Source organism: Xenorhabdus sp. PB62.4 (assembly GCF_014467285.1).
Classification (GTDB): Bacteria; Pseudomonadota; Gammaproteobacteria; order Enterobacterales; family Enterobacteriaceae; genus Xenorhabdus.
In genome coordinates this window covers 1-24,354 of the sequence record NZ_NKHR01000003.1, presented here as the reverse complement: position 1 = coordinate 24,354, position 24,354 = coordinate 1, and the positions used below count along the sequence as shown (strand labels likewise).

Sequence of the window (24,354 nt, the reverse complement as noted above, 5' to 3'; positions counted from 1 at the left end):
GATATCTAAATATTAATAGTAGCTATCGTATTAATGCGATAAACAGTATTAATAATAATTACCATGGCGGTAATCCCATGTAGTGAAGATATCAGCCATTATCACCATGATCTTATTCACATCCAGGCCTTTGCGAATCAATATCGGACACGGGGTAATATCACGCTGACCATTTTGCGATGGTATTAATTTACCCTCATCATCTACCATTGAAACCATCACACCTTGCTCATAACGGGTTTGCTCAGTTTCGTTTGGCTGGATAGATTTAACATAGTCATTAGCTGAGATAATCAGATCAGCCCGTTCCTCGATCCGCTCACCGATACATTCAACCAATCCACGATTGCCTTTACCAGATGGGTTCGCTGAGCTGGCAAAAGAAAACTTGCCGTATTTTTCCCACAGCTCTTTCGCCAAAATCTCACCCGGTTTACCAAATTTAATCACGAAACAGCTCGTACCACGCTGATCCATCATCAATTCTTTGGAGCCATCATCAGGAATACGGGCGATAGCTTCTTCTTTCCATGGCAGTATGCAGCCCAGCAATACATCTTCATCCCAATGTCTTTGATAAAGCTCTTCAATTTCCGCGTTAAGCTGAGCCAATTCTTTTAACTGCTCCAGAGATCCACACAAAACAACACCGGGCTTGTTGCGATTACGCTGCTTCGCTTCAAATTTGCGCTCCAAACCTCGTGCATCAGAGGTCATGATAATGTAACCCACTTTGGTTGGGCAGACGATCATTCCACCATCATTAGAGAGGATCTCTACCGCTTCCTGCTGTAACCCATTATTCCATTGAATTTTTTTGCTGCTCATATTGATACCCTTTACTGGAAACGGAAGAATTATTAATCAATCAGTTAACGCTGGTAATAACCGGTAATCGTCGCTGACGCCAAGATATTGGCCTGAATCATAAAACGCGTAATCGCATTTATTACGTCAGCTAAACTGATAATCATGCTTGTGTTCTCATTGGATGCCTTTTGAAACATCCTAACGCAGTTTTTTCATGCTACAAGGCCAGAAGATGATTTTGGTTGATTGTTTCAATTTGGGAACAATAAGAGTCTAGTGGGATAAATTTACCCCGAAATCTGAATAGTCAGATTCCGGGGCAATTTCAGGGAAGATAAATATTAAACTGGGAAATTACAACGCATCAGCAACCGCATTAACTTGTTTCGTCATGCTGTCCAAACCACCGCCAGACAAATACCAGAGATCAGATTGTAAATACACTATCTTACCGTTTTTATAAGCATTGGTTGATTTGACTTGCTCGTTTTCAAATTGAGCTTTTTCCAGCTTACCTGCTCCAATCGCTTCGCTACGGTCGATGATGAAAATCACATCAGGGTTTGCTTGCGCAATCATGTCCGCCGTCACAGCCCGGCTTTTGCTGTCTGATTTAGCCGGCAATACTGCACGGGGAGCCTTAATCACGTTGTAAACAATGGCTTGATTATTAGGGTATAATTCACCCGCATTATGCAGTAATACCAACACCTTTTTATTCGCTGTTTTCGCTTTTTCCTGGGCGGCTGTAATGGTTTTTTCCAAACTAGCCGTTTGTGCTTTAACGATATCCTGCTTATTGAATACCTCTCCCAATAACTTAAGGTTACCATCAACGGATAGCAGGTAATTTTTATTGTCCGTACTTAAATCAATGGTCGGCGCTATTTGTGACAAACGATCGTAAAAAGCACCTTGACGCCCTGTAATGACAATTAAATCTGGTTTTATTTCCGCTAACTTTTCCAAATTCGGCGCTTTCATTCCCCCGGCATTGTGCATACTGGCAGGAACACTACTACGTACATATTCAGGTAAATTATCGATGGGGAGTGCAATCACTCGCTCAGAAAGCCCCAACTTCATCATTGAATCATAAGTTCCGAAATCGAACAGAACGACTCGTTGTGGATTTTTTTTAACCTGAGTTTCACCAGAAAGATGTTTTACTGTGACATAGTCACCAGACTGAGCGATGACTGCGTTTGATGTAATTGATTCTGATGACTGACTAAATGCAGAGTAGCTGGTGACAGAAAGCAGTGATGCAATAACAATTGGCAGGATTTTTTTCATTGTTACACCCGGAGTTAAGCATATTAATAAGAAGTGACTCGCATTCTAAGTGGCGATACCAATATGTCAATCAAATAAGAATGAATTTGATATTGATTATTATTTGCCTTAAAAAATCCGATTTCATATGAAATAGTCAATTTTATAAATTACGAAGCTGACTGTTTTTTCAATTATCAAGATAATGGTTAATTTCGGATGAAATTAGAAACAGGAATTAATGCTACGCTCAATATCTTAAAAAATAATTCCCAAAAAAAATAACCCAGAAGGAACCAATTTATTATTGATTCTTTCTGGATAAATAACTTGTAGTTTACTTAATAGAATTCATAAGACTGACGCGCTGCTGTTCCAAGTTACTGGCTTTGCCACAAACTTCCTCTTTTAAGCGTTTCAGCTCTTGTTCTTGTTTTTTCCATTCGGTATCAAAACTATTTTGCTTCCCACCCAATCCTCCGAGGAAAGACATCAATAGCTGGTTGCCGCCATCATTTTGCTCACTCTTCTTGCGGCTCATTTCGTTAATGCTATCCTGCAAAATACCGCCAAGGCTCTGTTCAACAAGTTTTTGGCCTTCAGATTCTACCTGCTTGACTGCCTGATAATTGAATGCAAAACCATTAGCGCGGGTTTCTATCACTTTATCAATTTGCTTATTGAGGCCAGATTCCAATTGAGACAGACGGTTACGGACATTACTGTCTTGCCCCATCATATCAGCAACCACTTTATCCAATGATTGACGCGCACTTACTAAACGGTCCTGAGCTTTTTTCTTAACCCATGGCAAATCCTGACGAATTGTCTGTTGATATTGCCGGGCTTGCTTTCGTTGTTCTGCATTCAATGACAGCGCCTTGCCATCACGCGTTATGGAGCCATCAGGTGATATTTTCAGGTTGCCATTAGCTCCAATAATTTGGACAGAGTTTGGTGTGACAATAATGTCATCCTTAAGTGTCATTTGACATTCAGAACCTGCCTGTGCCTGAAATACAAATAATAATGAAGCAGCAATCATAATTCTGCGTAACATATATTCTCCTGCTCTCTTTTGCCTGATGGCCCCGCATCAGCCGGAAAAGGTTAAAAAATAGAGCGCCCAATACGCCCTGCCAATCTTTCCAATGCCGCACAACCCGCTAATGAGTTACCTGATTTATCCAGTTCAGGCGACCACACCGCAACGGTAAATTCACCCGGAACAACACAGACAATTCCGCCACCAACCCCCGATTTCCCTGGCATGCCTATCCTGAAAGCAAACTCCCCAGAACCGTCATACATTCCACATGTCAACATCAGTGCATTAATCTGCCGGGTTTGCCGAAGACTCAAAATTTGCTGACCAGAATCCAGCATGCGCCCTTTGTTAGCTAAGTAAATAAAACACTGAGCCAATTCAACGCAATTCATTTTCAAAGCACAATATTGGAAGTAAGTTTGCAGAACCGTAATAACATCGTTCTCAAAATTACCAAATGACTTCATCAAGTAAGCTATCGCGGCATTTCGGCTGGAATGCTCCATCTCTGAACGAGCAACGACATCATCATAGCAAATATCTTTTTGCCCAGTGAGGCTACGGACAAATTCCAGCATTCTATGCTTAGGAGCACTCAAGCGCGATTGCAGCATATCGCAAATAATCAATGCTCCCGCATTAATAAAGGGATTGCGGGGAATTCCCTTTTCCAATTCCAATTGTACTAATGAGTTAAACGGCTGCCCCGAAGGTTCTGTACCCACTCGCCGCCAGATATCCTCTTCCTTATAACGTGTCATCGCTAATGTCAGGCTCAACACTTTAGACATGGATTGGATGGAGAAACGCTTTTCTGCATCTCCCGCTTTAAAAACCTGCCCATCAACCGTGCAAATGGCCATCGCCAAATTATTTACCGGAACTTCCGCCAAAGCAGGAATATAATCTGCTACTTTTCCTTGGCCAATCAAAGGGCGTACTTCATCTAAGATATCTGCCAATAACGAATTAGAGAACCTTACCTTCACCACTTTTTCTCCAGACAAACAAGGGCCCCCAAGGAGCCCCTGCATACAGCGCTATTTTTGCGTAAGACGCTATTTTTTATGCAACAGCGAATCAATCCCACCAGACATCAAAAAGTTCTGATGTGATAACTTCTTCCATACCGCGATCTTTCAACCACTTCTCAACCAATTGGCGGTGTTCCTCAGTACATTTGCCAATTTTTTGCATGCAGACAATCCCTTCCCACTGCAAATAACCACTGGCATCCAGAGCAAGGCCATTTGGCTCGATCAGTTCTTCAATCAAAGCATCAACCGTGCTGTCAACAACCTCAACAGAGGTATTAGCCGGGAAATTCCACTTTACTGAAAAACCTAATTCCTGAAACTCATCAATACGCATTTTTTTACGCAGACGACGACTACGGTTTTTAGCCATTATTTTACCCTCTCAAACATTAGATCCCATACGCCATGCCCTAACCGCTGACCGCGCATCTCAAACTTTGTGACCGGGCGCGAATCAGGGCGAGGCACATAATCACCGTTTTCCGATAAGTTACGATACCCTTCTGCTTCGCTCATTACCTCAAGCATATGTTCAGCATAAGGCTGCCAGTCGGTTGCCATGTGGAAGACACCGCCGATTTTCAGTTTACTTTTAATTAGTTGAGCAAATTCAGGCTGTACAATCCGACGCTTATTATGACGTGCCTTATGCCACGGATCAGGGAAGAAAAGCTGAACCATCGCCAGACTCTGATCTGGGATCATATTATTCAGCACTTCAATGGCATCATGGCACATGACACGCATATTATTGAGGTTTTCATCTTCTGCTGAAGCCAGACATGCTCCCACTCCCGGCGCATGAACTTCAATCCCGAAAAAGTTTTTCTCTGGATTTTGGCTTGCCATCGTAACCAGTGATGCCCCCATACCGAAACCTATTTCCAATACAACGGGAGCATCACGGCCAAAAAGCTCTGCCATATTGGACACTTCTGCCTGATAATCCACTCCCATTTTCGGCCACACATTATCAAGTGCTTGCTGCTGACGACTCGTTAACCGTCCCTGCCGACGTACAAAACTGCGGACACGGCGCAAAGCCCTGCCATTTTCATTATATTCCGGTGAAATTACGTTATTTATCATGGTACTTTCTGTCAGTTTTAAAGACATTTGCTCAGGCGTCCGGGACTTTATGTACCGCAGGATTGCCCAAAGAGAGCGCAATTATGCAAAGATGGCTGAGTTTATCAAGTTCAGTATCCATAAGCACAACTTTAATGCCAATTTGCGGAGTGCTTCGAAACAAAGTTCGGGTTTACACCGAGGTTACACTATGTTGCAATCCTGTTCACAAAACAATTATCCGATATAAAGACAATTATTCTAATGATGGAAGCTGAGCAATTTTCACAAGTGGTGCTTGAATGGTATCACCGTTATGGTCGCAAGACTCTGCCATGGCAGTTGGAGAAAACATCCTATCACGTCTGGCTTTCAGAGGTGATGCTGCAACAAACTCAGGTCGCGACAGTTATTCCCTATTTCCAAAAATTTATTTCCCGCTTTCCTGACGTTGCTTCTTTAGCTGCTGCGCCGCTGGATGAAGTGCTCCATTTGTGGACAGGCTTAGGGTATTACGCACGCGCCCGTAATTTGCATAAAGCAGCGCAACAAATCGTAGCGTTACACAACGGTAAATTCCCGACAACTTTCGATGATGTTGTAGCGTTGCCCGGCGTAGGGCGTTCAACTGCGGGTGCTATTCTCTCCCTGTCCCAAGGCAAACACTTTCCTATTCTTGATGGTAATGTGAAACGTGTTTTAGCTCGTTGCTACGCCGTTGATGGCTGGCCGGGGAAAAAAGAGGTTGAAAACCAATTGTGGGATATCAGTACGCGTGTCACCCCTGAACAAGGTGTTGAATATTTCAACCAAGCTATGATGGATTTGGGGGCAATGGTCTGCACCCGCAGCAAGCCAAAATGTGAAATTTGCCCGCTCAATACAGGCTGTATCGCTTACGCCAATCATAATTGGGCAGATTACCCGGGGAAAAAACCGAAACAGAGCATCCCTGAAAAAACGGCTTACTTTTTATTAATGCAGCATGGCGATACAGTTTGGCTGGAACAGCGCCCGCTTTCTGGTATTTGGGGTGGCCTGTTTGCCTTTCCACAATTTGCAGATCAATCATCACTGGAACAATGGCTGAAAGATTCTGGTATATCTCACAGCAAACTTGAACAACTAACCGCATTTCGCCATACATTCAGTCATTTTCATTTAGATATCGTTCCTATTAAAATCGATATTCTATCTTTTAATTCCTGCATGGATGAAAACAAAGGACTTTGGTATAACTTACGCCAGCCAGCAATAATTGGATTGGCAGCTCCCGTTGAGTACCTTTTGCAACAATTGGGTTAATTTGCCCATTTTATTTTAAGGATTAGTGAGGATTAATTATGAGCAGAACTATTTTTTGTACTTTTTTACAACGAGAAGCCGAAGGCCAAGATTTTCAGCTCTATCCGGGGGAGCTAGGCAAGCGTATTTTCAATGAGATTTCTAAAGAAGCATGGCAACAATGGATGAGCAAACAAACCATGCTCATTAATGAAAAAAAATTAAATACCATGAACCCAGAAGATCGCAAATTGCTTGAACAAGAGATGGTGAAATTCCTGTTCGAAGGCCATGACATTCAAATCGATGGTTATACACCACCAGAACAATAATATTGGCATAATAAGAGCCATTTTGTATGGCTCTAAATACTGATGGCATCCCAATATCCAACGGCACTGTAAAATGAAAAAACTGCTGGCTCTGATCCTTCTCGCCCCACTTTTAATTTCCTGCTCTAGCAAAAAAGACCTTGAATACAATGAAGAGTATGTAAAAGATACGAATGGTTTCGATATTTTAATGGGGCAATTTGCCCATGACATTGAAAATATCTGGGGACTACAGGAAGTTTTAATCGCAGGCCCGAAAGACTACGTGAAATACACGGATCAATACCAAACCCGCAGCCATATTAACTTTGAGTCGGGAAGCATCACGATTGAAACGATATCCCCGATTGAACCCACAGAACATTTACGCAAAGCGATTGTCACTACTTTGCTGATGGGGGATGATCCTGGATCCATCGATCTTTATTCTGACGCTAATGATATTCAGATCAGCAAAGAGCCATTCCTTTATGGACAAGTTTTGGATAACAGCGGCGAACCCATTCGCTGGGAGTGGCGTGCACGTCATTTTGCCAATTACCTGATTGAAAATAAATTACAAAAACGCCAATCAGGATTGCATGTCATTTGGTCGGTCACTATGCAGTTGGTTCCTAACCATCTGGACAAACGCGCCCATAAATATCTCCCTCTCGTTCGCAAAGCCTCTATTAAATACGGCGTCGATGAATCCCTGATCCTTGCCATCATGCAGACTGAATCCAGCTTTAACCCTTATGCCGTCAGCCGTTCTGATGCCTTGGGACTTATGCAGGTAATGCAACATACAGCCGGAAAGGATGTCTTCAGGATGCAAGGAAAATCAGGCCATCCTAGCCGCAGTTACCTTTTCGATCCAGAGAACAACATTGATGCCGGCACAGCCTATCTATCAATATTGCAGAATGCCTACTTAGGCGAAATTCAGAATGCAACCTCACGTCGGTATGCTGTTATCACGGCCTATAATGGTGGTGCAGGTAGTGTATTACGCGTATTTTCCAGTGATAGAAAGAAAGCGGCTCAAATCATCAACTCAATGGCACCTGGCGATGTTTATGAAACTCTGACCAATAAACATCCATCCGCTGAATCACGCCATTATTTGATAAAAGTGAACAATGCACAAAAAAGTTATCGCAGGTAGTTGATGGCAAATTAGTTGATAGAAAAGAAGTAATGAAAGATGGAGAGGTGATTGTTTCTCCATCTTGTTTGGATTTATAGCTTTTTGCGCAAATTAAAAGCATGCAGATAAAATTATGCAGAAAGTGTTTGACGGATTTATCTGAATACGGTTTAATGCGCCCCGTTAGCCCGGATAGCTCAGTCGGTAGAGCAGGGGATTGAAAATCCCCGTGTCGGTGGTTCGATTCCGCCTCCGGGCACCACTTCAACTTCCAGTGAAGTCCAGCCCAGTCAAACAATTTCTCTCAAACCCAGCAAAATCAACACCCTTTCTTATTTTTAGGTCTAGTTTCGTCTGTTGCAATCAAGAGGCAGCGAAGGGCATAATTCGGGGCACTTACCGTTCGATTACAAGGATGCCCTTAATAATGAAACTCAACGCCCGGCAAATCGACACTGCAAAGCCCAAAGAAAAAACCTACAAACTTGCCGATGGTGGTGGTCTTTATTTAGAAGTCTCGTCACGCGGCTCAAAATACTGGCGCATGAAGTATTACCGTCCGACCGATAAGAAAGAAGACCGTCTGGCATTTGGTGTCTATCCCGCCGTATCATTAGCCGATGCCCGTGCTAAGCGCGATGAAGCCAAAAAGCTGATGGCACAGGGCATCGACCCCAAAGCAGAGAAAAAAGGCACACCAACACCCGCCAAAGTTAACACCTTTGAACAGGTCGCCCGTGCATGGCACGCCAGTAACAAACGCTGGAGCGACAGCCACCGTCAAAAAGTGCTGCGCAGCCTTGAGCAGTCTATTTTCCCGCATATCGGCGCACGCGATATTACCACATTGCGCACCAGCCAGCTTTTAGCCCCCGTCAAGGCCATTGATGAACAGGGCAAACACGATATCGCCCAGCGGCTACGCCAGCGTATCACCGCCATCATGCGCTATGCCGTCCAGAATGATATTCTGGAAACCAACCCGGCCAATGATATGGCTGGCGCACTCACCACCACCAAATCCCGTCACCATCCCGCCCTGCCCCATGAATGTTTACCGGATTTCCTGAACCGATTGTCTGCTTACCGCGGGCGCTTACTGACCAAGATCGCGGTAAGGCTGGCGCTGCTGACGTTTGTCCGTTCCAGTGAGTTGAGATTCGCCCGCTGGCAGGAAATCGACCTTGAAAACGCGGTATGGAAAATTCCCGCCACACGAAAACCCATCAAAGGCGTTCGCTTCTCTGAACGCGGCATGAAAATGAAAACGGATCACATCGTACCGCTGAGCCGTCAGGCTGTCCGGCTTATCAACGCGCTACGCGAACTGAGCGGCAATTGCGACGTGATGTTCCCCTGCGATCATAATTCCGCGAAAGTCATGAGTGAAAACACGGTTAACAAGGCATTACGGGCGATGGGCTACGACACTCAAACCGATGTCTGCGGGCATGGATTCCGCACGATGGCGCGTGGTGCAATGGGAGAATCCGGCCTGTGGAGCGATGATGCCATCGAGCGCCAGCTCAGTCATATCGAACGAAACAACGTCCGGGCGGCGTATATTCACACCTCTAAACATCTGGACGAACGGCGGCTGATGGTGCAGTGGTGGGCGGATTATCTGGATGCGAACCGGGAAAAGTCAATCACACCCTATGACTTCGCCAAACCGCTGCGTGACAGGAAAAACCGTTAGTACAATTTGCAACCCGTTAATTTTCATCGGGAGAAAAACAATTAACGCTGTTCATTAAGTCTTGCTTTTTAAATAATCCGCCTGTCATCAAACAACGTCCACGATGATATTTCAGGGACTGGGTAACAGGAGAAGTGACATGACAGTGGCAGCATTGAAAACAAGCCTGATTCGTTTGCCAGAAGTACAGCGCAGAACGGGTTACAGCAAAGCGTGGATCTACAAACTGATTAGTGACGGTGCATTCCCGCAGCAGGTCAAGATTGGCCCGCGTTCCGTTGCTTTTATTGAAGCTGAGATTGATGACTGGATCGCCCAGCGTATCGCAGAATCACGGGCGGCATAACACAGAAAAGAATATGACATAAGACACGTAACATAAAAACACAACGCCCCGAAGTGCCGCAAACACTGACAGGGCGTTTCACCAACAACCATTAAGCAAGGTAAAAATTATGGCTGATACACAGCATACCCAAACTCGCCCTAAATTTACAGTCCAAAAAACATCAGGCAGCCAAAAACCGCTTGATCTTATCCAGACCGTGAAAACTTCGGCTATGTATTCCTGGCAAAATCTGCTACCCGCTTGTGGTATTGATATCCCTGCAAAGGGTAAACATGGCGCCTGCCCTGTCTGCGGTGGCACCGACCGTTTTCACTTTATTGATGATCACCATCACGGCAACTGGCACTGTCGCCAGTGTGATACCCCGAACTATGGTGATGGACTGGATTTAGTGGCAAGAACCAAAGGGATCTCTGTTACTGAGGCGGCAAAAGTTGTCGCTAATGTACTGGCGCTACCTTTACCAGATCCCAAGCCAGCCAAAGAAACCCATTATCCAACACCACCGATTGCCGAAAGAGTGGCGGCACTGATGGCGCAAACTGTCGCCGGGCAATCGCCCTATCTGACTGCAAAGAGTCTGCCACACCTTGATCAGCGGCTACTGTTTGATAATTCGACAGTGCTGACACTGACAGCACTGGATAAAAAAGTCACCGGTGCGCAGATCATTAAACCCAATGGCGAGAAAAAATTCTTCCCCGGCAGCCAGAAAAAAGGGGCGTTTATTCCCGTGTCAGCGCTGGAAGAGTACCCTGATACAGTAATTATTACCGAAGGTTACGCCACGGCACTCACGGTTAACCAGCTCTATAAAGGTACTGTTCTGGCGGCGCTGGATGAGGGCAATTTATCTTCTGTTGCCAAAGCCATCCGGGAACGCTGGCCGGACACCAAAATCATTATTGCCGCAGATAATGACTGGCACCGCCCCAACGAGCTGGATAAGCACGGGAAACCCAAAGTGAATGTCGGCAAGATCTCAGCAGAAAAAGCCGCCCTTGCGGTGAATGGTTGGGTCACGTTACCGCCTACAAAGCATAAAGCCGATTGGGATGATTATCGCCAGCAATATGGCATTGTGGCAGCAAAGCAGGCATTCAGTAAATGTTTGTATCAAGTGGGGAAATCAATGAACAGTCACGCAACAGAAAACCACAATTATCACAATGTAGAAACGCTTTATCCAAAGCGTAAGACAAAATTACCCCTATCCGTTGGCTCAGAAGGATTTGACGCTCAGTTGGACTATGTTGTTAAAGGCATCATCCCAGCACATTCCTTATGCAGCATTTACGGAGCTAGCGGGTCATATAAAAGTTTTCTGGCGGGTGCATGGGGTTGTCACATTGCCACGGGTAAAGCATGGGCAGGAAAAAAGGTTGCTCAGGGTTCTGTGTTGTACGTTGTCGGCGAAGGCGGGATTGGTGTGCCCCGGCGCATCAAAGCATGGGAAATCGTTAATGGTCAGACGGTTAAAAATATGTATCTGATCAATACGCCTGTCTTTCCGGCCTCGCCTGCCGAAGTGCATGAACTGGTGGTCGCTGCCCAGCAGGTTGAATCTGAAACAGGCGAACCGGTACGCCTGATTATTCTGGACACCTTAGCCCGCTGTTTTGGCGGCGCTGATGAAAATGATTCAAAAGATATGGGCGCGTTTGTCCGGGGTTGTGACGAGCTGAAAGCTAAAACAGGGGCAAGCATTCTCGTGGTTCACCATTCCGGCAAGGATGAAAGCAAAGGCGCAAGAGGTTCCAGTGCCTTTCGTGCGGCGCTGGATGTTGAATACAAAATCAACCGGGAAGGGAAAAAAGGCGGGGCGCTGGTTATCACCTGCACCAAAATGAAAGATGCCGAAGAACCGGAAACCAAAGCCTATGACATGCGTGTGGTTGAACTCTTTACCGATAAAGACGGTGAGGATATTACCTCACTGGTTCTGGTTGACAGTCCGCGTGATCCGGTTGAGGAGGAAGAAATCGATCATGTTTCCAATAAGACCGATAATCATACAGTATTGTGGCAGTGCATCCGGTCTCGTACCGCCTTAAAAGAGCATTGCAGCATTGCCCTTGTCCGTGATGATTTAAAAGCGATGGGTGTAAATGTGAAGAATTTCAGCCGCTGGTTAACCAAGTTAGAGCAGGACGGGATGATTACCCGCCACGGGCAGGAACTCACGATTATTAACCAGAACAATAAAGATTAAAAAGTGAGTCAGAAAGTGAGGAACGGTGAGGAAAGGAATTTTACTGCTCACCGTTTCCTCACTTTTTTCGCATATATATGGAAAAAGTGAGGAGCACAAAACACGTTGATTTTTAAGGATAAAAAAATCTTAATTCCTCACCTGTTTTTGCAGTAAGGAAAATAAAAAGTGAGGAGAAAAATGAGGCGCAGGTGAGGAAATATTTTTTCTGGCAGGTATTTTTCTAGCTCTCCGTGCTGCCGGGTTAATGTATTAGCCCGGTAGCACGGAGAAGACAAGCGCAGCGCGTCAGTGTCAATCTGAACGATCAAAATGATTGTGCGAATAAAATGCTTATTACATTAACTGACCGCATTTTCAGAAATTGCACTTATCATATGAGTCCAAGTTCTCTTTCTAATTTTTTGTAAAAATTCAATATACTATTTAGATCTGTTCTCCATTCAGATATTTTGTTCCCATCCTCAGTTTCTGTATAGCGAGGCTCTATGAAATCATTTATTCTATCAGGAGAAAAACCGGGGCAATCATCTATAAATAAAGTTTGATTTTGTATAAAAATCTCTTGTTCTTTGAAATAAATTATCCATATAAAAATAAAATTGACACTACTAGGTTCATACATAGAGACAGCTAATGCAGCATGATCTTTTTTATATAGGCCTTCTTTAAGAGATTTCAACCAACTTTTTTTATAATCATGTATATTCCAATAGGTTATTGGTAGATGGAATTCCTCTTTAAAATCATCAATAATGATTGACGATGGTAAAGCTGGCTCTTCGAAAAATTCAATAACAGAATTTTTTGTTATAATATCAAACATAATTTAATCCTTAATCCTATTTAGTTCACTATCATAAGTACCCATTCTTTTACCTTTTTTATCCATCATTTTCCAACCATTAGTAATGTTGTGTCCATCTACATCTGGTGTGATATAAGTTTTTGTTTTTTTGTTGTAAAACACAGTTTGTCCATGAGAGTTAAAAGGTGCTTTCTGTGCTGGAATTCGTTGGTCATAACCTAATTTTTTAGCAGCTTCAATAGCATCTTTACCTTTAAGTGACGCGCTCAAATAAACATAAACCGCCGGCACACCCTCAATCGGGAAAACCAGAATATAATCCCGAAAATCACGCTCCTGTACCGGTGTGGTCGTCTTCGTTGGCCCGCGGTCTGTTCCATCCGATATTGGCGTTTCTGTTTTGTTCCCCGCCATTTCATTCGGATCTTGCTGCGGGTTGGCCATAATCCCGTCCCGCCACGTTGGCTGCTCTGGGATTTCCAGGCCGGGTGTTTGACCGGTCATGCTCGGATCGTCAAGCGGTACAGTGTTGACATTGATTGGCGTACCACGCTGGTTAAAATATTGAGGTAATTCCTGCGGTGATAATGTTTTATACATTGACGACGCGTTAGTGTACCAGACCAGTATAGGCGAATCCGCGCCATCCTCCCGAAATTCGTATGTTCCCGGTGCGGTTTGCTTCACATGACGCACTTTAACCGTATCCATACCACTTCCTTCGCGGGTATGGTAACCAACCACCTTCACTTTTCCGGTCTTCTCATCCTCCACAAAACGATAGCGAACACGGGTCTCTGCACGGCCTTTTTGATCAGCCAGTTGTTTCAGTCTTTCGAGCTGGTGTTGAGCCGTGTCACTGTCAGCGCCAAATGCCCGTTTCAGAGCCCCCCAGGCTAACTGTGCCCGGTCCGTCGGTGTGGAAGAGACAATGGCGGCCATGAACAGCTTTTCTTTCTCAGAAATCAGTGGCGGAGCACTTTCGGTTTCCCATGATCCATCGTTATTACTCGCCGTACCCACTGCCGCACCCAATGCCATCTGCGTTTCCATTGCCTGAAACACCAGCGGATGGGCTTGTGCCGGTGGCACCACTTGATCAAGCAGCCATCCTATCGGCACCATATACCATGGCGGCGTGTTTTTATTCTGCGCCGCAGAAGCCGTTGCGGGTGCTGGCAGGTAAACCTGCAATTGACCAAAATTGGCTGCGGGCTCGGTTTCTGTGCCCGCATCGGTGCAACCCAAAGGTTGCAGGCAGGATTTTGCAAATACTGGCTTCACAATACGTTCGACGACTATCACATGCCGACGGTTATGTTCGGGTATCACCGTGATGCCCGGATATTCGCGGTCAGTGTAATATTTTGTTTGCAGGGCTTCTTCTGTCCAGCCTTCGATCTTCGGCAGTCCATCACTGAGTTCGCCCGGCATAATCGCGGAGGAGGAACCCGATGCTTGTTCATTTTTCACCGCTGCAACAGCGGGTTTTTCAACCAATTGGTTTGCCAATTTCTGCGCATCCACATGCAGAGTCATAGGAAGTGGTGATAAATTTTCTTCCCGCAGTATTCCCTGACCATTCGTCACGCCATTGGCCTTGATCACCCCATCCCGGCTTTTCAGGTGATAGGGAATACCGATTAATGGCTTGCCCTGATTATCCAATAACTGAAATTCCAGCCAGTGTTTGAATGTATTGCAGGGAACACAATCTAATCTTCCTGTGTCACTCATTCGATTAATCCTTTATTGATTAAGTACGTTGTGCATCAATCTCGCTTCCTGCCAGAAAGTCATGGAGGGTCAGCGCCTGTAAACGTGAACCCTGTTGGCGGTGCTGACGCAGCCATTTTTCAAGGTCACGGATCAAAGTACCTTCGGGCGTATCCCGTTTCAGTGCCAGTTCGCCCTGTGCTTCCCACAGTTCATACATCAGCGTTTTTGCGAGTCCTTCCAGTGCAAAATCTGATTGCTCCCACGCTGCAATCAGGTGCGGCTCCAGTACAAAAGGGCGTTCAATCTGGCTGAACGGGCATTGTACCGGTCGAAGAAAAACCGTCGGTTCAGGCATATCCACCATCAGCTCAGTGACCGGGTTAAGCAGAGATGTCCAGTCTGTCGGCTGCATCGCGGGCATCAATACCCGCAGAATACGCGTATCCATGAGCCGGAAGACAACCTGTTCATCCCGCAGGGTCACGAGCTGGTGACGTTGCCAGTGGTCCAATTGTGCCTGCCAGCCGGCCTCGCTACGGTATGCCCAGCCCCAACTGCCGTCGCTGAATGCGCGGCGGTCGAGCAGACGAGCAAGGGTGGACAGACAGTTCCCTTTCGGCTGGATAAGCCACGGTCCCTGCTCCATCAAGTGAGCAAGCGATGTACCGCTATACAGGGGAAAAGCCTGTTCAACCCAGTTGTTCACATAGAGCGTGTTGACAGGATTAGGCACCGAAAGCGGGTTGATCATCAGGTAAACTGGCGGTTTGTCAGATCCGCCCAGCCAGGTTGCCCAGCTTGTTTTTTGGGTGGCATCAGTCATGACTGACCTCCCTGCGGGGATTTAATCACCCAGGCAGCATTCTCCTGAGCCTGCAATGCACAATATTTTTTGACCGGAAATTCCACCATTGGCAATGGCTCCACACCTTCCGGTAATTGCAGTGAAATCCCGCGACCGTTACCGCCTGAACCCTGCCCGACATTAATCATTGAAGACAAAATGCCACCCGGTGTGACTTTCAGAAAACTGCCGCCCACTTTCAGGGTGATTTCTGCGGCGGCTTCCAGCACGACTTTGCCGCCACTTTTCAGGTGGATTTCCTGCCCGCTGTCAATGACAGTCGCATCCCCGGTCTGGGTATGCTGGCTGCCGGCAATCCGGTGCGAAACATCGCCTTCGGTGGTGATTTTGCGCGAACCGGCGACCTGATGATGGTCATCAGCGCGGATATCGTGGTAACGGTTGTTATCGATGCGGCTCTTCTGGTCATGCTTGATATGCCAGTAGGCATCATTTTCGATATGCGCGGTCAGGTCTTTCTGACCGTGGAAATAGATTTCTTCGCTGTCTTTCGCATCCTCGAAACGCAATTCGTTAAAGCCTTTGCCTTTGTGGGTTTTGGTTTTAAAGGTAGTGCGGGTTTTCTGCGCCGGCAAATCCAGCGGCGGACGGTTCAGGCCGTTGTAAACACAGCCGGTGACGATGGGGCGGTCGATATCGCCGTTCAGGTAAGAGATAATCACCTCCTGCCCGATACGCGGTATCGCCATAAAACCAAAGCCGTTACCGTTCCAGCCCTGAGCCACGCGTACCCAGCACGAAGCACCATCATCGGGTTGGTCATAGCGGTTCCAGTGGAAATGGACTTTAATCGCCCCGTCTTTATTGACGAAGATTTCTTCGCCTTCCGGACCGACCACGATAGCGGTTTCATCGCCATCTGCCAGCGGTTTGTAGTGGAAAGGCGGGCGGTAATCATCCAGACCGGAAATAAAACTGAACTGGTTGGAAAGTGTGGTGCCTTCACCGGCATCATTTCCCAATGCCTGTGGGCAACGCCCGTGATGGCTGATACCGACTACCTGCCAGCGCACATTCAGCGGCTTATGCGGGTGATTTTTTATCTCGAAGATTTTACCTGGCATCAGTTTGATGCAGTTACTGCTACCGCTGCCAGTCTGTTTCTGGTTATCCAGCGCTTCCTGCCGGTATTTTAAAAACGGAATGGCGGCGGCATCTTTCTGGAAGCGTCCGTAACTTTCAAACACGGTATAGGGGGTCTGGCTGCCGAAGTCGCGAAAGCCTTCGCTGCTGTGCATATGGGAGAGATGATAGCGCGGGTTTTCCGGGTTGAAATCTTTGTGCAGGCTGCGTTGCGGACTCATGCCGACGCCTAACCGTACCTGATAAATCGTATCTACCCCGTGCGCGGTTTCCGGCTGGGGCTGGTATTGCAGCGGCAAGCCAGCGGTCATGCCCAGATGGCGGTCACTGAAAAACAGCGTTTCATCCTCAAACCAGAAACTGATACCTTCTTCCGCGGCTAACCGGCTGAAAAATGCATAATCGGATTCCCGTTTCTGGGTCACATATTCCCGCTCCTGATGCACATCGTAGAGCTTCGAATCGGCTTTCACCCGATGTTTTTTCAGCAGGCTGTTTAAAATGGCCGGCACATTTTGCTGATGATAAATTCGGCTGTCCTGATTGAGCGTCAGCCGCCAGCAGGCAGGCCGCACGGTCACAGAATAGATTGTCTTATGACCATCGGTGTTCACCCAGTCCGCATGGGAGATGATGCCAGTGATTTTGCGTTGCTCGGTTGCCCCGTGAAAGATTTGCAGTACCGCTTCCTGCATCAGCAATGAGGTCAAATCAATTTCCGCCTGTGGTTTAAACGGATTCGGGTTGCCCGTTCTGACCAGTGTCAGATTGAGGGTAAAAAGTTCTGATAATCCCTCTTGCAGGGAAAATTCCCCCACAGCAAAGGTGTCTTCCGGCACACCCGCGATACGGCAGGTAAAACGTAATCCACTTTTCATTTTTATTCCTTATCGGTTATGACATGCATGTCTTACATGGCCGGGCGTAATCCATCGACGTGCCAGAATTGCCATAGCGCTTTGTGACTGTCCGGGGTGAAAATCTCCAGCATGACAAACGAAGATTGGGTGATAAAACAAGCCAGCGCCTGATTAATTAACCGGCAGAAGCGATACATTTCTCCCTGATTACGATAACAATCAGGGTTCAGCGTCAGTGAGAGTAAATGCCCGCGAATGGGGCGCCCCCGCCGCATCCGGTCAGTCAGACTCTCTTCCACCTGTACAATGCCGTCAATGTGTTGGCGGAACTGGCGGCTCAGCGGACGGTTGGTCTCGCTATGCGGGTCAAACAGGCGGAGAAACTGTTTCAGGCTGTCGGTGGCAAATAACATCATCGGCGGACTGGAGAGGCAGGAGAGCAGCGGCCAACTGTTATTTTCCTGTAACAATGGTGGATAATCGGTCACCACCGGAATAATATTCTGCACATCAAGATGGGACGGTGCACTTTCCGGCGTCACAGTAATTGCGCCTTGTTCCAGCGTCAATGCCTGCTCATGGTAGCCGATGAAAGAGCACGAGACAGCAATCTCCGGCAGATTGTTTGCCGGATTGCCAGTCAAATCAAAAAAACACAGCCGATGTTGGATCCTGCCCAGAAAATCCTGCTCAGTCTGAAGCTGGTAGTAAAACGTGTCGGGCTGCGCATCGTCATCGAAAAAACGCCCGGCGGGAACAAACTGCTCAATCGGCAGCCAGTGATAAGGCGTGCCACGCTGCTCACTGTCTTCGGGCTGCACTACCACCTGAACCTCCTGCAACCGGTACAAGCACACCGAACCGCCCAATGGCAGCGGATAGCAGTGATTACCGGCTTCCAACCGGACAGGCGGGCTGGTCTGGTTTTCCAGATGGATCGCCGGCACACAACCCAACAAAAATGCCCCCTCGACATCCTCCAGTGGCAATTCCCCCCCGAAACGCAAAATCAGCTCAAACGTGCCATCGTCATTCAGCGGGACTTTTGCGCAACTGCTGCTGATATCCAGCGTGACAAAGTTATAAAGCGCCGGCAACGCATAATATTCCACCAGAGGTTGCAAGCCGGAATAGGGACTTTTGGCGCTGGGCAGCAACGGTTCATCAAGCAAGCCATGCCAGCCATCAGGAAAACTTTTCATTGTTCGCCGCTCACCCTGTGTGTTCAGGCTGATATCACAGATATGTTGATCCAGCCACAGGCTGAGCTGGGCGGCGCGCTCCGTATCGGTGCCAAGGAAAAAAGATAAGGCCCCACTTTGCCAGAAAGAAGACGCCGAACCGGTTTGGCATAGTGTCAGGATGATTTCACTGTGAGTGCCCGTTTTCCTGACTGCGCGCGCCTGTACAATCAGCGGTTCACTATGCAAAGGACGGCAGGTTTTAAAGTTGATCAACTGCCCGTTAAGGCTGGCAGACACCGATGTACTGATCGGGATCTCGGCAGTGCCCTGATGTTCATTATCCGTGGGTGTAAATTGTACTATTGTCGTCGGTGGAATAGGAGACAGGGCTAACGGCCAGATACGGGAGAGAATGCCGTGAACAATTTCGGGCAAATTATCCTCCAGCTTGTCCCGCAGATTGGCAATCAAAAACGCAAAAGCTTCGAAAACACGGGCAATATCAGGGTCATGAGAGGAAACCAGAAATTCAGCCAGATGCGGTGACTCTTTCGCGATGTGCTCAGCCAGCTCTCGCAGGTAAGCGCGCTCTTTTAGATAAAGCGATTCTTTGTTGTTTTTCATTGAATTTAACTTGTGTTTTATCAATTAGGCTTCGGTATCATGCTGAATCTCAGCGAGATAAAATGCGTGGTTGAACAGCAAAGCACATTTATTCTACACATTAATCAATCAAATTAATTAACGAATTAAATCCAGTTTTTGGCGGGTGTTGGCAGAATATAGGGGGATTATCGGAATATGCACGGTAATTCAGGCAAAAATAAGTCTGGCAGGAATCCTTAATGGTTTGACTCTCGCCTGTCTGACCGTTAATATCTTTCTCTACAAAAATGATCCCTCGCCTGTCAGGATCGCCTTCGGGTGGCGAATGAAAACTCCCGTAGCCTGCAAGGGAGAGCAAGCATTGCGGTACATCTGCCCCCCTTTGGAAGCAGATATTGTCAGACATAAACCCCTTGTCTGGTAATGAAGGTTTCTTAAACTAAAAATACGCCCAAAAGGTGTTTTTATATCGTCATCTAAGAGCATTAAACGTTGAATCATGCTCTTTACACCACATCACATTCACACTTTTACAATCTCTGTTTGAAATATTCAGCAGACAACTTTTCTGTATCCAAATAATTAACTCATAACTACCGTTTAACACTTAGCTTTGCTGTGTCTTGCGATTCTTGCTGGCATTTCAACGCTCGTACAACTTTTGCTGACCGTTTACGGAACTTAAAGGCGTCACTTTTTGCGGGTTAGCGCTGAAAGTGACGCCGCAGCCAAAGAGTACCACAACCCTGACAGGCTCACGCCTGCTTCACCACGCAGTGAATCTGACACTGCATTTTTAGATTGAAAAAGCATCAAAAGGAGAACTTGACGATATCGAGGCTGGCTTTTTTGCCGGTGGGGATGACCTGTTTATACAGGCGGCAGTACCGCGTACTCAACCGATACCCCGCAATACCTCAACCTGCGTTCACTCTGGCGCACAGATATCGATCAAGGGCAAAGCAGGTTTTTCTGTTTTGCCAGAATGGTCGCGCGCCAGAGATTGCATGGTGTCAGGTATAGGTCGCGGGAGAAGCTAATGAGTCGATTGATTAAGGAATTAAAATTTTTTGCCCGACAAGGCGGCGGCAGCCATAAGACCTGCCATGATCGCATTCGGATTGCTGGACGCTTGGGCGCGTTGTTATTGAGCCTGAATATTCAGGTGAAAAGCCTTAAGAATTTGAAAGCCAAACATGTAGAGCAGTACGTTGATACTCGTTTATCTCAGGGGATTGCCAAACGAACAGTACAAAATGAAATGTCCGCGTTGCGTAATATCTTCCGTATGGCAGGCCGGGAAAAATTGGAAACCTCGCCGCGTTTGAGCAATCAGGCATTGGGATTAAGCGGAACCAGCCGAGCCGGAACGAAACAAGCGATCCCTGATACTACATTTCAGGTTGTTTATCAGAAGGCACGTGAACGTGATGCCGGATTTGCCGTCACACTGACACTTGCCCGATTGTTGGGGTTACGTTCTCAGGAAGCGGTGCAATGCAGTGCTTCATTGAAAAGCTGGCGCAAACAGTTAGAACAACCAGAGCCGAAACTGCATGTTGTTTTTGGTACAAAAGGAAGCCGGCCAAGGCAAACCCGCGTACTGGATATCGCAGCGGTAAAAGAGGCTGTCGAACAGGCCATTGCTATTGCAGAACAACGTGGCGGCAGATTGATTGATAAATCCGATCTCAAGCAGGCCATGAACTACTGGCGGACACATACCACAAAGATTGGTTTAACAGGCTGCCATTCTCCCCATAGTTTGCGCTATGCATGGGCACAGGATGCACTGAATTATTACCAACAAAATGGTTTTAGTCGTCAGGAGGCAAGGGCACTGGTTTCAATGGATTTGGGGCATGGTGATGGTCGTGGGCGTTATGTTGAGCGGGTTTATAGCCGTTAAACTTAGTGATTCGGTTATTGAGTCAGATAAAACAATCAGTTAAAGTATTCCCGCCATTAGCAAAATCTAGTGGTCAAGGTTTAGCAGCCTTGTGTACCCAAACACTGGTAGAATATTTCTGCCAGTGCGCTTGCTATCACCCTTTCAATGGTGGTTCAGGCAGGGGAGGCTTCGGCCTCGCCGGTGGGTACTCCGGTCTGCTAACCCTGCTTTGAATCACCACCATCAATATTAATTAATGGAAGGGGTAGCAGGAATGAATAACAACAATGTTCAAAATGACTGGCATCAGGCCGATATCATTGCAGCATTACGTAAACGTGGGACAACCTTAGCAGCAGTTTCTCGTGAAGCGGGACTCAGTTCATCAACATTAGCAAACGCACTCAGCAGACAGTGGCCTAAAGGCGAATGGATTATCGCGAATTATCTCGGTATCCACCCTTCAGAAATCTGGCCGAGTCGTTATTTTGATATTAGTGGTCAACTGATTGAACGTAAGGTTCGCAGTAAACCACAGGAATAACCCGCTGTAATTTGTGATCGATGTCGTAAAAATGAATATTTTTTATATCAAGCCCTGAGCGTAAAATGGCTGCCCAATTTGACCATTTTTAACCCTCACGGCTTTTTTGCTTTAAGATGATTGAAAAACACACAATTAATGGTATAAATAAGCAAAATCAGTCAGATAGAAAAGAAAAGGTAAGCAAAAAAATTCAGGGGCATTAAAAGGGGCATAAAAGGAAGGCAAGGTTATAGACTTTGATTATTCAACAAGTTATAATGCTTTTCGATTCCGCCTCCGGGCACCAAGTTTCCATGCGGGTTTGTCCTAGGTTGTTAAATTTCCTGACAAAAGCGCGAAAAAGAATCAATCGTTAATTAAATGTTAAAGCCTAATCAGTTCAATTTGTACTGTTTAGTTGAGAAGAACATTTAAGACAAGATGACAGGGTGGCTGTTTTATCAGTTGCCCTTTTCTCGTTTAAGGTAATGATTTCAGTAATTGATTCTGATGTCAAGTCAGGTATAAACTTCACGGGATGCCGGATCGGTATCAATTATCTTTTTATACCCTCCATTGTTGATGCAGGGCAGTTCAATCAATGCCATCCTCCTCAATCCTGACTGAAACCCGCCCTGTTCTTTTTAATCCGTTTTATTGCTTCTCACCGGAAGGCTCATCAGAACGATCGGTATACAGCCCCAGTTCCCGCTCCAGTGTTTTCCCTGTCACTTCCATATCGAGATCAATGTACTCCATCGTGGTCGCGACATTACGATGCCCCAGTAATCTTTTCACCAACGGCAAATTTCGATCCGGCGCTTTCATCAGCGTTGTTGCCACTGTATGGCGAAACCGGTGGGGGGAGACGGCAAAGCCACATTCTCTGGACAGCCTTCGGAAGAAAGAACGAAGTTGCTGTTTTTCCCTGTCGATATCGTATTTGTAACGGGAAAGCCGGCTTTGATGCGGCACATTCAGCCGGCTGAGGTCAAAAATCGGATCGTCGGCTTCGGCACCGGCCGCTGTTACTCGTTCAATTAATTGTGCCAGCCGGGGTTTGAGTGGCTGGACAATCGGCACCTCCCATTCGCAGTGGTTTTTACTGCCTTCAAGACCCAGTTCAATATAATTGCTTTCCAGATTGATATCCCGCAGCCGCAGATGCAGCAACTGGTTCTGGCGTATCCCCGTAAAACGTAATGTCGCCAGTACCGTCATCCAATACCCGGCCGGATACAAGGCACAACGCCCTCCCCGTGGAGCCGCCCCGGTTCTTTCTTCCTCAGCAAATTTCCCCATCACCAGATTGATGCGGTTTATCTGCGAGTCACTCAGGATTTTCTTCTTTTTCTTTTCTTTTTTCACTGCCGCATCATTAAACGGGTTCTCGGTGTGCGGCAGCAGTTTTTGCTCCATGCCGAAATTAAAGATGGCCCGCATGTGAGCCACCTTATTGTTCCAGGTGTGGCTCGACTGTTTTTTCTCCAGCAGAAGATGACGCCGCCACCGCAGCACATCCCGGTGGGTGACCTGCACCGGTGAGACCGCTTCCCCCATAAACCGGGTAAATCCCTTCGTCACTTTACGGTAACTCCACTCGGTGTCCGGTCTCAGGATATGTGAAAAAAAGTATTCGTCTAATAACGCTTCCCAACCCATTATTTCTTCTGTTCCGTGCATCATTTTTTCCTGTTATCAACAACACAACCCAGTGGCTTTTCGCTATAGCAAGCCGTTAATCATCCCGTTAACAATCAATTACAAATTGAAATTATTTCATTATTAATATCATGACGACTTATCCCCGGCGGGAGCAACGTTTTCTGGCTGCCTGCCTGTGCGTTTGCCTGTTTTCAAATCGTTATCGTTCTCATTTGCATTAATGAGCAATGAAACTTCATCATTTGATTGAAATAATGACAATAACGTCCGGGTATCGTCCGCCGCAGATTGAGAGGGACTTTTCATTTTATTGACGGAAGCAGCCGGTTTTGTTTCCGGCCTTGCGCCGGCTTCGGTAGCCAGGGCCGTTTCAGCTGCCGTTGGCGAAACCGCCTGTTTCACCCGGGGTGAATGAACCAGTCCGGCGGCTTCCTGAAGCAACGCATCAATCAGCGGGACAGTGGATGGACGACCATTGAGGTGCTGCATCAGACAGTGCCAGACTTCTGGCACGGAAACCAGCCACACCATGGCTTTTTCCGGTAACAGACAGGCAGCCAGCAACACTTCTTGTGGAACCGACGGTATGTTCTCCGGTGTGCGAAAACGGAAACGAAACGGTTTGTCGGGGATACCGATGCCCGGCTGCCAGACATGCCCGTCTTCCAGTTCCCCCTCAAGCTGCCGCAACAACGGCAGGTGGTAAAACAACGCCGCCCAGAACACCACGGCCTGCCATAAGACACTCTGTGCTGCCTGCATTTCGGGTGCCACACCCGGCGGTAACAAATGCCCCTTCGCCAACCGCACGGCACAGGTGGTAAATTGCAGTGTCAGGTCAGTAAATCCGCCACTGCCTGACCACTCCCCCTCTGGGGCGGCGGGTACCTGCTGAACGCTGCCC

The 24,354-nt window shown here is 46.9% G+C and carries 23 protein-coding genes and 1 tRNA gene; 10 read left to right on the top strand and 14 right to left on the bottom strand.

Annotated elements, in window-relative coordinates; genetic code table 11:
• Positions 1-48: 48 nt before the first annotated feature.
• The 6 genes from Xenpb_RS03450 to trmB form a co-directional block, all read right to left on the bottom strand.
• Positions 49-828, bottom strand: a complete 780-nt coding sequence (locus Xenpb_RS03450; protein WP_187653112.1) for an L-threonylcarbamoyladenylate synthase — start codon at positions 826-828, stop codon at positions 49-51.
• Positions 829-1,164: 336 nt separating this feature from the next.
• The gene (locus Xenpb_RS03445) at positions 1,165-2,106 is read right to left on the bottom strand and encodes a siderophore ABC transporter substrate-binding protein (protein ID WP_187653111.1); all 942 of its coding nucleotides are present in this window, start codon (positions 2,104-2,106) and stop codon (positions 1,165-1,167) included.
• Between the two features lie 316 nt (positions 2,107-2,422).
• A complete protein-coding gene (locus tag Xenpb_RS03440) occupies positions 2,423-3,145 on the bottom strand; it encodes a DUF2884 family protein (RefSeq protein ID WP_187653110.1) in 723 nt (240 codons plus the stop codon).
• 50 nt (positions 3,146-3,195) lie between these two features.
• Positions 3,196-4,167 carry a glutaminase B gene (gene glsB / locus Xenpb_RS03435; RefSeq protein ID WP_187653109.1) on the bottom strand — a complete coding sequence of 324 codons (972 nt, stop codon included), beginning with the start codon at positions 4,165-4,167 and terminating at the stop codon, positions 3,196-3,198.
• A gap of 46 nt (positions 4,168-4,213) precedes the next feature.
• Complete coding sequence (locus tag Xenpb_RS03430) at positions 4,214-4,540, bottom strand: YggL family protein (protein WP_187653108.1); 327 nt, start codon at positions 4,538-4,540, stop codon at positions 4,214-4,216.
• On the bottom strand, positions 4,540-5,259 hold the full coding sequence (gene trmB, locus Xenpb_RS03425) for a tRNA (guanosine(46)-N7)-methyltransferase TrmB (protein ID WP_187653107.1): 720 nt from the start codon (positions 5,257-5,259) through the stop codon (positions 4,540-4,542). The genes Xenpb_RS03430 and trmB overlap by 1 nt, the downstream gene beginning before the upstream one ends.
• 243 nt (positions 5,260-5,502) lie before the next feature.
• Between trmB and mutY the strand changes: the two genes are divergently transcribed.
• The 7 genes from mutY (at position 5,503) to Xenpb_RS03390 (ending at position 12,243) form a co-directional block, all read left to right on the top strand.
• Positions 5,503-6,543: an A/G-specific adenine glycosylase gene (mutY, locus tag Xenpb_RS03420; RefSeq protein ID WP_187653106.1), complete on the top strand. Its 1,041-nt coding sequence runs from the start codon at positions 5,503-5,505 to the stop codon at positions 6,541-6,543.
• Between the two features lie 38 nt (positions 6,544-6,581).
• Positions 6,582-6,854 carry an oxidative damage protection protein gene (locus Xenpb_RS03415; protein WP_099143128.1) on the top strand — a complete coding sequence of 91 codons (273 nt, stop codon included), beginning with the start codon at positions 6,582-6,584 and terminating at the stop codon, positions 6,852-6,854.
• Positions 6,855-6,927: 73 nt separating this feature from the next.
• Complete coding sequence (gene mltC / locus Xenpb_RS03410; protein WP_187653105.1) at positions 6,928-8,001, top strand: membrane-bound lytic murein transglycosylase MltC; 1,074 nt, start codon at positions 6,928-6,930, stop codon at positions 7,999-8,001.
• A 168-nt stretch (positions 8,002-8,169) separates the two neighbouring features.
• A tRNA-Phe gene (locus tag Xenpb_RS03405) sits at positions 8,170-8,245 on the top strand.
• 165 nt (positions 8,246-8,410) lie between these two features.
• Positions 8,411-9,682 (top strand): integrase arm-type DNA-binding domain-containing protein, encoded by a 1,272-nt coding sequence (locus tag Xenpb_RS03400; RefSeq protein ID WP_187653104.1) that lies wholly within the window; start codon positions 8,411-8,413, stop codon positions 9,680-9,682.
• 139 nt (positions 9,683-9,821) lie between these two features.
• Complete coding sequence (locus Xenpb_RS03395) at positions 9,822-10,028, top strand: AlpA family transcriptional regulator (protein WP_074025128.1); 207 nt, start codon at positions 9,822-9,824, stop codon at positions 10,026-10,028.
• 109 nt (positions 10,029-10,137) lie between these two features.
• Complete coding sequence (locus Xenpb_RS03390; protein ID WP_187653103.1) at positions 10,138-12,243, top strand: AAA family ATPase; 2,106 nt, start codon at positions 10,138-10,140, stop codon at positions 12,241-12,243.
• 373 nt (positions 12,244-12,616) lie between these two features.
• On the opposite strand, the gene Xenpb_RS03385 is transcribed toward Xenpb_RS03390, so the two are convergent.
• The 6 genes from Xenpb_RS03385 to Xenpb_RS03360 form a co-directional block, all read right to left on the bottom strand.
• Positions 12,617-13,069 (bottom strand): hypothetical protein, encoded by a 453-nt coding sequence (locus tag Xenpb_RS03385; protein ID WP_187653102.1) that lies wholly within the window; start codon positions 13,067-13,069, stop codon positions 12,617-12,619.
• Between the two features lie 3 nt (positions 13,070-13,072).
• Positions 13,073-14,788 carry an S-type pyocin domain-containing protein gene (locus Xenpb_RS19640; protein WP_222942862.1) on the bottom strand — a complete coding sequence of 572 codons (1,716 nt, stop codon included), beginning with the start codon at positions 14,786-14,788 and terminating at the stop codon, positions 13,073-13,075.
• A 19-nt stretch (positions 14,789-14,807) separates the two neighbouring features.
• Positions 14,808-15,593 carry a DUF4123 domain-containing protein gene (locus tag Xenpb_RS03375; RefSeq protein ID WP_187653101.1) on the bottom strand — a complete coding sequence of 262 codons (786 nt, stop codon included), beginning with the start codon at positions 15,591-15,593 and terminating at the stop codon, positions 14,808-14,810.
• Positions 15,590-17,596, bottom strand: a complete 2,007-nt coding sequence (locus Xenpb_RS03370; RefSeq protein WP_187653100.1) for a type VI secretion system Vgr family protein — start codon at positions 17,594-17,596, stop codon at positions 15,590-15,592. Before Xenpb_RS03370 ends, Xenpb_RS03375 begins: the two co-directional genes overlap by 4 nt.
• A gap of 32 nt (positions 17,597-17,628) precedes the next feature.
• Entirely contained in the window at positions 17,629-19,386 is a 1,758-nt protein-coding gene (locus Xenpb_RS03365; protein WP_187653099.1) for a type VI secretion system baseplate subunit TssF, read from the bottom strand.
• A gap of 100 nt (positions 19,387-19,486) precedes the next feature.
• Positions 19,487-19,774: a hypothetical protein gene (locus tag Xenpb_RS03360; RefSeq protein ID WP_187653098.1), complete on the bottom strand. Its 288-nt coding sequence runs from the start codon at positions 19,772-19,774 to the stop codon at positions 19,487-19,489.
• 633 nt (positions 19,775-20,407) lie between these two features.
• On the opposite strand from Xenpb_RS03360, the gene Xenpb_RS03355 reads away from it, so the two are divergent.
• From Xenpb_RS03355 to Xenpb_RS03350, 3 genes are read left to right on the top strand one after another with little or no spacing between them, the layout of a single operon-like run.
• Positions 20,408-21,277: an integrase domain-containing protein gene (locus tag Xenpb_RS03355; protein ID WP_187653097.1), complete on the top strand. Its 870-nt coding sequence runs from the start codon at positions 20,408-20,410 to the stop codon at positions 21,275-21,277.
• Between the two features lie 17 nt (positions 21,278-21,294).
• Positions 21,295-21,492, top strand: a complete 198-nt coding sequence (locus tag Xenpb_RS19635) for a hypothetical protein (protein WP_222942861.1) — start codon at positions 21,295-21,297, stop codon at positions 21,490-21,492.
• 41 nt (positions 21,493-21,533) lie between these two features.
• The gene (locus tag Xenpb_RS03350; protein ID WP_187653096.1) at positions 21,534-21,803 is read left to right on the top strand and encodes a helix-turn-helix transcriptional regulator; all 270 of its coding nucleotides are present in this window, start codon (positions 21,534-21,536) and stop codon (positions 21,801-21,803) included.
• Positions 21,804-22,439: 636 nt separating this feature from the next.
• On the opposite strand, the gene Xenpb_RS03345 is transcribed toward Xenpb_RS03350, so the two are convergent.
• Positions 22,440-23,468, bottom strand: a complete 1,029-nt coding sequence (locus tag Xenpb_RS03345; RefSeq protein WP_187653305.1) for a site-specific integrase — start codon at positions 23,466-23,468, stop codon at positions 22,440-22,442.
• A 108-nt stretch (positions 23,469-23,576) separates the two neighbouring features.
• On the bottom strand, positions 23,577-24,354 hold a 778-nt coding region (locus Xenpb_RS03340; RefSeq protein ID WP_187653095.1), incomplete at its 5' end, for a TraI domain-containing protein.